Genomic DNA, 9,821 nt, shown 5'->3' with positions numbered 1-9,821 from the left:
GGCTTTCGGAGACTTGCCGCAGGCAAGCGAGGAAGCCATCAATGCCGGCGGAGCGTTGCGGTTTGCGCGTAAGCGCAAGAAGCGACGCGGAGCCACGATAGGAATCGAGTCCTGGATGGCCCACCAATTAAAGACCGGCAGTGAAAGCGAAGTAGGCAGAGCTTTCACACCGGCAGGGCCGGACTCGAACCGGGTTCCGGAAATTTCCCGGATTACCCGATGCCCATTGCGGGAAACGCCCGGTAAGCGCCCGGGTGTCTCCAGGCTGACCAATCAGGCGAAAGTGGCGGAATTGGTAGACGCGCTGGATTTAGGTTCCAGTGGGGCAACCCGTGGGAGTTCGAGTCTCCCCTTTCGCACCAACGATGCGCAGGTGCCATAGAGGGCAGGGCATCAGAGGCGTGAGAAGGCAAACGAGACAAAGTCGTTTGCGGTTGGTCATGCGAAGCATGATCAGAGCAAACGCATTCCGTGCAGTTGAGGACAGGCGAAAACGCCCGCACGTATTGAGCGCAGCTCAATGAGTAAGGAAGTGCAGCCGTAGGCCGTGCAGCCGGTTTACACGCGCGACGGTGACGCAGCAGCGCTTCTTGCGCTACGCGCAAATCGCACAGCTGCTAACACCTGCGCTGCGCCAGCGGCGTATGAAGGCAAACGAGACGAAGTCGTTTGCGGTTGGTCATGCGAAGCATGATCAGAGCAAACGCATTCCGTGCAGTTGAGTGCAGCCGGTTTACGCTGCGCCAGCGGCGTATGAAGGCAAACGAGACACTTTAAATGGAAGTATCCGTAGAAAATACCGGCGGCCTGCAGCGTCGCCTCACCGTGCAGATCCCGGGTTCCGAAATCGACCAGAAAGTTGACTCGCGGCTCAAAGAGCTGAGTAAACAGGTCAAAATCAAAGGCTTTCGCCCGGGCCGTGTGCCCATGAGCGTGGTGCGCCAGCGTTATGGCAAGCAGGTTCGCCTGGAAATTGCCAGCGAAGCCATGCAAAACGGCTTGCAGCAGGCTATCCGGGACGAAAATCTTCGCCCGGCATCATCACCCCAGGTCGACGATGCGCCGGATGTTCAGCAGCAGGGAGACCTGCAGTTCAGTGCCGTCCTTGAGGTTTATCCGGAAATCGATCATGTCGATGTATCCGGCATGGAATTTGAGAAGCCCGAGGCCGAGGTCGCTGAATCCGATATCGACGAAATGCTGCAGACGCTGCGGGAACAGCGCCGGACCTTCGAGCCGGTTGAGCGTTCACCGCAGAATGATGATCAGGTGGCGTTCGAGTACGTGGCGGAAACCGACGAGGGCCGGGTGCCGGAAGAAGGGCACCAGCGCCTGGCGTTGATCATGGGGCAATCGGGATTCGAAGAACTTGAATCCGCGCTGGCCGGGCTGGAATCAGGCGCGAGCACCGAAACCGAGCTGGAATTCCCCGAGGCTTTTCGCGAGCCGGCCCTGGCGGGCAAGAAGGCGAAAGTCGAATTGAAGCTCGACCAGGTCGCGGAGCCGCGTCTGCCCGAAGTCGATGAAGCCTTCATCCGTGGGTTTGGCGTGGAGGACGGGACGGAAGCGTCGCTGCGTGACGAGATCCGAGCCAACCTCGAGCGCGAATTGCGCCAGGCGACGCTGTCGATCATGAAGGTCAAAATCATCAACACCCTGATGGATCATCTGCCAGATCTCGAGGTTCCCGCCGGTCTTGTGGACCAGGAAGCGAACAGCATGGCGGCCCGCGTCGCCGCTCAGGAAGGCCGTGAGCCGTCGGCGGATGAGGCGAGTGCGTTCGCCGAGCCGGCGAAATCGCGGGTCCGTGGGGGTTTGATCATGGGCGAAATCGCACGCCAGAATGCCCTTCGTATCGACAACACACGTGTGCGCAGCGCAATCGAGACCATCGCCCAGACTTACGAAAATCCGGCCGAGGTTCTGCAGTTGTATTACGGAAACCCGCAGCTCATGGCGCAGGTCGAAAATTCCGTACTCGAGGAGCAAGTGGTTGACTGGGTGTTGGAAAACGCTAAAGTGTCAGCCACGGCAACTCCGTTCAAGGACGTTATCGCGGAGGCGTCCAACCTGTCCCGCTGAGCGTCGGGAGGGGTAGGACAACCCGGGCGCCGCGGCCAGGGGAGGCAGAAAGAGGCAAATGGATACCAAGGCACTGAATCTCGTCCCGATGGTCGTGGAGCAGAGTTCGCGTGGCGAGCGCGCTTACGACATCTATTCCCGGCTGCTCAAAGAGCGGCTGATCTTCGTGGTGGGGCCGATCGAGGACCACATGGCCAATCTGATCGTGGCCCAGCTGCTGTTCCTCGAATCAGAGAATCCCGACAAAGACATCAACCTGTACATCAACAGTCCCGGCGGCGTTGTAAGTGCTGGGCTGGCGATTTACGACACCATGCAGTTTGTCCGCTGTGACGTAAGTACCATGTGCATCGGGCAGGCAGCGAGCATGGGAGCGTTGCTGCTGGCCGCTGGTGCCTCCGGCAAGCGGCTGTGCCTGCCGCACTCCCGGGTCATGATTCACCAACCGCTGGGCGGGTACCAGGGGCAGGCATCGGATATCGATATTCACGCCCGCGAAATTCTCAAATTACGCGGTCAATTGAATGAAATCTTTGCCAATCATACCGGTCAAAGCGTGGAGAACATTTCGCGCGATACCGAGCGCGACAACTTCATGGGTCCTGATGAAGCCTTGGAATATGGTCTGATCGACCGCATTCTGGTGAATCGCGGAGTCGACTCCGAGAAGTAAAAAAGGTAAGCTTTTCACTGCGATAGTGGAATTTCTAACGAATGCGTATTAAGAGCACAACATGACTGACCTCGAACGCAAGGGTTCCGACGGCAAAATTCTGTACTGCTCGTTCTGCGGCAAGAGCCAGCACGAGGTACGGAAACTCATTGCCGGCCCCAGCGTGTACATCTGCGACGAGTGCGTCGAGTTGTGCAACGACATCATTCGTGAGGAACTCGAGGAGAGCGGCGCCACCGACCGCGCCAAACTGCCGAACCCGCACAAAATTCACGCCTTTCTCGACGAATTCGTCATCGGCCAGGATCATGCCAAGAAAGTGCTGTCGGTCGCGGTGTACAACCATTACAAACGCCTGGAAACCCGCGGGCGCGAAAATGACATCGAGCTCAGCAAGAGCAATATTCTGCTGATAGGGCCCACCGGTTCCGGCAAGACCCTGCTGGCAGAGACCCTGGCCCGCATGCTCAACGTTCCGTTCACGATTGCCGACGCCACCACTCTGACCGAGGCCGGTTACGTTGGCGAGGACGTCGAGAACATCATCCAGAAACTGTTGCAGAAGTGCGACTACGACGTCGAGAAAGCGCAGACCGGCATTGTCTATATCGATGAGATCGACAAGGTTTCGCGCAAGGCGGAAAATCCGTCGATCACGCGGGACGTCTCCGGTGAGGGTGTCCAGCAGGCACTGCTGAAACTGATCGAGGGCACCATTGCCTCGGTGCCGCCGCAGGGCGGCCGCAAACACCCGCAGCAGGAGTTCCTGCAGGTCGATACCAGCCAGATCCTGTTTATCTGTGGTGGGGCCTTTGCCGGCCTGGAAAAGGTCATCCAGGCACGGTCCGCATCCGCCGGTATCGGATTTTCCGCCGATGTGAAGAACCGCGAGCGGGTCGACAACATCGGCAAACTGCTGCTCGACGTGGAGCCGGAAGATCTCGTCAAATACGGGCTCATTCCAGAGTTCGTTGGGCGCCTGCCGGTTGTCGCGACGCTGGAGGAACTCGACGAAGCAGCGCTGGTGCGCATCCTGGTCGAGCCCAAGAACGCACTGGTCAAGCAATACCGTCAATTGTTCGAGATGGAAGGCGCCGAGCTGGAAATTCGCGAGGACGCGCTGCTGGCCGTCGCGCGCAAGGCCATGGCCCGCAAAACCGGTGCCCGCGGCCTGCGTACGATTCTCGAAGGCGTGCTACTGAACAGCATGTATGATCTGCCGTCGCTGGAGAGTGTCTCCAAGGTCGTCGTCGATGAAACCGTCATCGAGGGTGAAGCGGAGCCGTACATTCTGTACGAAAACACTCCCCAGGCCGCGCAGGGCGGAGACTGATCACACCCTTGCATGCCTGCCGGCGACGGTCCTGTCTCCGGTGATCCACAGCCTGGCACCAGGCCATTCAGATTGGCTTCCGGATGCACCGCGTCACTTGAAAAACGCGGGGCGGGAACAATATTTGCGGTAGTCCTGCTTGAACGGGTTTTCGACCCCGCCTAGTATTTCACTGAACACAGGCTTCAGGCCGCCGCGCTGGCCCTGCATCGCGTGGCCGCTGCCGGAGAGGAACCGATGTCCGAGAAAACGACCAGCAAACCAAGCCTGCCCATGGCCAATCAGCCAACGCCGGTGTTGTCCCTGCGCGATGTCGTGGTGTACCCCTATATGGTCATCCCGCTTTTTGTCGGGCGCGAGCGTTCCATTCTCGCGCTGGACCGGGCCATGGATGTGGACAAACGCATCCTGCTGGTGACCCAGCGCAGCGCTGACGTCGACGATCCCGAGGAGGCCGACCTGTTCGAGGTCGGCACCCTGGCGACGGTGCTGCAGCTGCTCAAACTGCCCGACGGCACAACCAAGGTTCTGGTCGAGGGCGGGGAGCGTGTGAATATTTCCAAGTACCAGTCCGAAAGCGGCTACTTCGAGGCGTATTGGGACCTGGTGCCGGTGGAAGAAGAGGCCACCGAACGCGAGCTGGAAGTCACCATGCGGTCGCTGGTCTCGCTGTTCGAGCAATACGTCAAACTGAATCGCAAGATTCCGCCCGAACTGCTCACGACCCTGGCCGGCATCGAGGATCCGAGTCGGCTGGCCGATACGGTGGCCGCGCATATGGCCATTCGCCTGGAAGAAAAACAGGTGCTGCTCGAAATGGGCAGCCCGCGCCGTCGCATGGAACACCTGATGGCCTTGGTCGAAGGCGAAATCGACGTGCTCCAGCTAGAAAAGCGCATCCGGGGCCGCGTCAAGACGCAGATGGAGAAAAGCCAGCGGGAGTACTACCTCAACGAACAGATGAAGGCCATCCAGAAAGAGCTGGGCGACATGGAAGACGCGCCCAACGACCTGGAGGACCTGGAGCGCCGGATCAAGGAATCCGGCATGACGGAGGAGGCCGAGAAAAAGGCCACTTCCGAGCTGAACAAGCTCAAGATGATGTCGCCGATGTCGGCGGAAGCCACGGTGGTACGTAACTACATCGACTGGATGTTGAACGTGCCGTGGAAAAAACGCAGCCGGATTCGCAAGCAACTGAAAAAGGCCGAAGAGATTCTCGAAGCGGATCACTACGGACTCGAGCGGGTGAAGGAACGAATCCTGGAGTTCCTGGCGGTGCAGCAGCGGGTGCGCAAGATCAAGGGCCCCATCCTGTGTCTGGTGGGACCGCCCGGAGTGGGCAAAACCAGTCTCGGCCGCTCCATCGCCCGGGCCACCGGTCGCGAATTCGTGCGTATGTCCCTGGGGGGTGTGCGCGACGAGGCTGAGATCCGTGGCCACCGCCGCACCTACATTGGTTCGATGCCGGGCCGGGTGGTGCAGAACATGGCCAAGGTCGGTACCCGGAACCCACTGTTCATGCTCGACGAACTCGACAAAATGTCGATGGACTTCCGCGGCGATCCGTCCTCGGCGCTGCTCGAAGTGCTGGACCCGGAACAGAACAACACGTTCAGCGATCATTACCTGGAAGTCGACTTCGATCTTTCCGAAGTGATGTTCATCGCGACCGCCAATTCGTTGAACATTCCGGGCCCCTTGCTCGATCGCATGGAGGTCATTCGCATCCCGGGTTACACCGAGGATGAGAAGCGCAACATCGCCCGCCGCTACCTGTTGCCCAAGCAGATGGAGGCCAACGGGCTCAAGGATGATGAACTGAGTGTCAGTGACGCGGTGCTCACCGACATCATTCGCTATTACACGCGTGAGTCCGGTGTGCGCAACCTGGAACGCGAACTGGCCAAGATCTGCCGCAAGTCCGTGAAGCGGCTGACCCTGGAGAAGAAGCTCAAGAAGGTAACCGTGACGGTTCGCAACCTGGAGAGTCTGCTGGGTGTGCGCCGGTTCCGGTACGGCGTGGCCGAGGAGAACAATGAAATCGGTCAGGTGACCGGTCTGGCCTGGACCGAGGTGGGTGGCGAACTGCTGCGCATCGAGGCCACCCTGGTGCCCGGAAAAGGCCGGCTGTCGCAAACCGGGCACCTCGGTGAGGTCATGCAGGAATCCATCCAGGCCGCGATGACGGTGGTCCGCAGCCGCGCCGAGCGACTGGGCATCGAGTCGGGCTTCTACCAGAAGTACGACGCCCACGTGCACGTTCCCGAAGGCGCGACACCGAAGGATGGTCCGTCGGCGGGTATCGCCATGTGCACAGCCCTGGTGTCCGCTTTGACGCGGATTCCGGTCCGCGCGAACGTGGCGATGACCGGCGAGATCACCCTGCGCGGCAAGGTATTGCCCATCGGTGGACTGAAGGAAAAGCTTCTGGCGGCGCAGCGTGGCGGTATCCGTACCGTGCTCATTCCGGAAGAGAATGAAAAGGATCTGGTCGAGATTCCCAAGGCGGTTCTCAACAAGCTGGAAATTCACCCGGTATCGACCGTCGACGAGGTCCTCAAGCTCGCGCTCACCGAGATGCCGAAGCCGTTGCCGGCGGCGTTGGAAGCCGACAAGCCGGGCCGCGCCAAGGGTGAGAAGGCCGTTCTCACGCATTGACAGTAGTTGTGCCCCGGGGCGCGCGGACGGCGCCGATCGTCAAATTATCCTGGCGATCGGCCCGTCTGACTGAAACTTCGGAATTACGTAGCCGCCCGGTATTTCACACACAATGAGCAGCTTGGCGCTCGAACTTCACTTAACACTTGTTCATTGGCCAGTATTTGTGTTGCGCCGTACCGGCACCCGTATTAGTATTCACCCACGGCTTGCAGGCCTTGCCAGATAAGGCTTTCCGGGAGTTTCCGCTGCTTTCGCGACGCAAAGAATCAGCCGACTGGGTCTGGGTGTCGGTGGCTTCTGCAAGCACGTTCAACTCATCGCCTACTCATTAAAAATGGAGTGCTAGAATGAATAAATCTGAACTTATTGATGCAATTGCCGACTCCGCGAGCCTGACCAAGGCTGACGCCGGTCGTGCTGTTGACGCGTTTATCGGATCCATCACCAAGGCTTTGAAGAAAGGGCAGACCGTATCGCTCGTAGGGTTCGGCACCTTCGCTGTGCGCAAGCGCGCAGCCCGTACCGGCCGCAATCCCCGCACTGGCGAGACGATTAAAATCAAGGCTTCCAAAAACCCGGCATTCAAGGCTGGTAAAGCACTCAAGGATGCCGTAAACTAGCGCGCCTTCTGAAGGGTGCTTAGCTCAGTTGGAAGAGCATCGCCCTTACAAGGCGAGGGTCGGCGGTTCGAGCCCGTCAGCACCCACCAGATTTTGCGGAGTGGTAGTTCAGCTGGTTAGAATACCGGCCTGTCACGCCGGGGGTCGCGGGTTCGAGTCCCGTCCACTCCGCCACCTAATCGTGAAAGGGCGCCTTGAAGGCGCCCTTTTCATTGTGGGCTAGCCTGAATTCTGCATCCGTAGTGTGTGTATGTACCGGTGCAGCAGAGAACGGGTGCAATTCCCGGGCTAGCGTCCCGCCGGCTATAGTCGGCGTTTGGTTGATTAATCGAGTGCGCATATGCTTCAAGCCATCCGTGAACGGCTGTCCGGCATTCTGGCCGTCTTTATTCTGGGTATCCTCGTGGTGCCATTCGCTCTCGTCGGCGTCAGTTCCTACTTCCAGCCCGATGCGGTAAACGCGGTCGCCCGCGTGAACGACGTTGAGATCACGCAGACCGAATACACCCAGAGTTTTCAGAATTATCGGCGGCGCATGCAGTCGCTGCTCGGTGCAAACTTCGACGCTGAACAGTTCGACCAGCCAGTCGTCCGACGCCAGCACCTGGAAAGTCTGATCAACCAGGAATTGCTGTCGCAGGTCTCACTGGAGACCGGCCTGGCGGTCGACGATCAGCGGCTGGCGGAGGCCATTCGCAACATCCCGGCGTTTCAGGTCGATGGCGAATTCAATCATGACGTCTACCAGAGTCGTCTGTTGGCCCAGGGCAGTACCCCGCAGCAGTTCGAGAACGACATGCGTGCACAGCTGATCCTCGATCAGTACCCCGGTACCATCGCCAGCAGCGCCATCGCCACCGACTGGGAGTTGCGCGAATACGTGCGCCTGCACGATCAGGAACGCGAATTTGAGGCGCTTATCGTGCCGGCCGTCATCGACGGCGATGAAGGCGAGCCGGTCGGCGAGATGCCCGAAACCGGCGAGGAAGCCGTTGCCGCGGAAGATGATACGGCCGCCCCGGAAGCGGCCAACGAAGAGGCTGCTGGGGAGGCTGTGTCCGAGCCCGTAGCCGATTCGGAACCGGCCATGGCGGCGGACCTGTCCGAGGAGGCGCTGGTTACGTGGTACGAGGCGAATCAGCAGGATTACCGGTCTCCTGAGCAGGTCATTATCGAATTTATCGAGCTCGATGCCTCGGCGCTGGAGCAGGATGTCGCGCCGAGCGAAGATGAGTTGCGTGCCCGCTTCGAAGAACAACAGGCGCGGTTCATCACCCCGGAAGCGCGGCTGGCATCGCACATTCTGCTCGAGGTTGCGCCCGACGCGGATGAAGCTGCGGTCGAGACCGTGCGTGAGAAGGCCGCCGATCTGGCACAACAGGCGAGGGATGGTGCTGATTTCGCCGAATTGGCTCGCACGTATTCCGAAGATGCGGGTTCGGCGTCCCTGGGTGGTGACCTGGACTGGGTCGAGCCCGGTTTCATGGTGCAGGCATTCGAAGATGCGCTGTATGAACTCAGTCTGGAAAGCCCGGTCTCGGAACCGATTCAGACCGGATTCGGCTGGCATGTGATTCTGTTGCGCGATGTCCGCCCCGCCGAAGGCATGTCCTTTGAAGAGGCCCGGGACACCCTGATGCAGGAACTGGTGGCCGAACAGCAGGAACGGCGCTTCCTGGAGCAGGCAGACCGCCTGATCGACATCATCTATGAAGACCCCACGACCCTGCTGGCGGCCGGCGAGGAACTGGGCCTGACCATTCAGGAAGCCGGTCCGTTCGGACGGGACGGCGGAACCGGTATCGCGGCGAATCCCGATGTGGTGAGCACGGCGTTTTCCGATCTTGTGCTGCAGCAGGGGTCGGTGAGCGATCCGGTCGATCTGGGTGAAAATCACATCGTGCTGATGCGGCTCAACGAATACATTCCCGAAAGTATCCGTCCGCTGGAAGAAGTGCGCGACGAGGTCATCGCGGCCGTGCGCCAGGACCGTGCCATGCAGGCGGCGGCGGAACGGGCCGAATCCCTGATGGCCCGGATCACCGATGGTGCGGACATGACCGCACTGGCGACTGACGAAGGTCTGGAGCGGGTGTCGGCCGAAGCCGCCACACGCAACTCCACCGATCTGCCGGCCGGCCTCGTGGGTGAGCTATTCCGTCTGCAGCCGCCTTCGGATGACGCCCCGCGCGTCGCGATCATCGAACTCGATCAGGCCTATGCGGTCGTCCGGTTGACGGCGGTTCGCGACGGAGAATTGAGCGACGACGAGTTGATCCAGCAGCAGACGCAGCGCCGCCGCATCGCCAACGCGGCAGCCAGTGCAGAGGCTTTCGGGTTTATCCGGATGCTGCGCAGCCAGTCCGAGATCGATATCTACGAAGACCGGCTCTGATCGTCATCGATCCGGCGCGCCGTTCATCGGCGCGGCCGGATCCGACCGGCCCCG

Annotated in this window: 6 protein-coding genes and 3 tRNA genes; all 9 read left to right on the top strand. The window is 60.1% G+C overall.

Going from position 1 to position 9,821, the window contains the following annotated elements; genetic code table 11:
• Positions 1-277 precede the first annotated feature (277 nt).
• Positions 278-362: transfer RNA gene (locus tag V3330_RS04380), tRNA-Leu, on the top strand.
• A 415-nt stretch (positions 363-777) separates the two neighbouring features.
• Complete coding sequence (tig, locus tag V3330_RS04375) at positions 778-2,082, top strand: trigger factor (protein WP_354694173.1); 1,305 nt, start codon at positions 778-780, stop codon at positions 2,080-2,082.
• 58 nt (positions 2,083-2,140) lie between these two features.
• Positions 2,141-2,755 (top strand): ATP-dependent Clp endopeptidase proteolytic subunit ClpP, encoded by a 615-nt coding sequence (clpP, locus tag V3330_RS04370; protein ID WP_354694172.1) that lies wholly within the window; start codon positions 2,141-2,143, stop codon positions 2,753-2,755.
• Between the two features lie 61 nt (positions 2,756-2,816).
• A complete protein-coding gene (clpX, locus tag V3330_RS04365; protein ID WP_354694171.1) occupies positions 2,817-4,088 on the top strand; it encodes an ATP-dependent Clp protease ATP-binding subunit ClpX in 1,272 nt (423 codons plus the stop codon).
• A 237-nt stretch (positions 4,089-4,325) separates the two neighbouring features.
• Positions 4,326-6,749, top strand: a complete 2,424-nt coding sequence (lon, locus tag V3330_RS04360) for an endopeptidase La (RefSeq protein WP_354694170.1) — start codon at positions 4,326-4,328, stop codon at positions 6,747-6,749.
• A gap of 350 nt (positions 6,750-7,099) precedes the next feature.
• Positions 7,100-7,372, top strand: a complete 273-nt coding sequence (locus V3330_RS04355) for an HU family DNA-binding protein (protein WP_354694169.1) — start codon at positions 7,100-7,102, stop codon at positions 7,370-7,372.
• 13 nt (positions 7,373-7,385) lie between these two features.
• Positions 7,386-7,461: transfer RNA gene (locus V3330_RS04350), tRNA-Val, on the top strand.
• Between the two features lie 8 nt (positions 7,462-7,469).
• A tRNA-Asp gene (locus tag V3330_RS04345) sits at positions 7,470-7,546 on the top strand.
• 166 nt (positions 7,547-7,712) lie between these two features.
• The gene (locus V3330_RS04340; RefSeq protein ID WP_354694168.1) at positions 7,713-9,767 is read left to right on the top strand and encodes a SurA N-terminal domain-containing protein; all 2,055 of its coding nucleotides are present in this window, start codon (positions 7,713-7,715) and stop codon (positions 9,765-9,767) included.
• Positions 9,768-9,821 lie beyond the last annotated feature (54 nt).

It is taken from the genome of Elongatibacter sediminis, assembly GCF_037892215.1.
GTDB classification, from domain to species: domain Bacteria; phylum Pseudomonadota; class Gammaproteobacteria; order Xanthomonadales; family SZUA-36; genus Elongatibacter; species Elongatibacter sediminis.
This window is presented reverse-complemented; position numbering and strand designations above follow the sequence as displayed.

Excerpts from the sequence above, each read along its gene's own strand:
- tig (WP_354694173.1), top strand. The coding sequence starts at position 778 with ATGGAAGTATCCGTAGAAAATACCGGCGGCCTGCAGCGTCGCCTCACC.
- lon (WP_354694170.1), top strand. The coding sequence starts at position 4,326 with ATGTCCGAGAAAACGACCAGCAAACCAAGCCTGCCCATGGCCAATCAG.
- V3330_RS04355 (WP_354694169.1), top strand. The coding sequence starts at position 7,100 with ATGAATAAATCTGAACTTATTGATGCAATTGCCGACTCCGCGAGCCTG.
- clpP (WP_354694172.1), top strand. The coding sequence starts at position 2,141 with ATGGATACCAAGGCACTGAATCTCGTCCCGATGGTCGTGGAGCAGAGT.
- V3330_RS04340 (WP_354694168.1), top strand. The coding sequence starts at position 7,713 with ATGCTTCAAGCCATCCGTGAACGGCTGTCCGGCATTCTGGCCGTCTTT.
- clpX (WP_354694171.1), top strand. The coding sequence starts at position 2,817 with ATGACTGACCTCGAACGCAAGGGTTCCGACGGCAAAATTCTGTACTGC.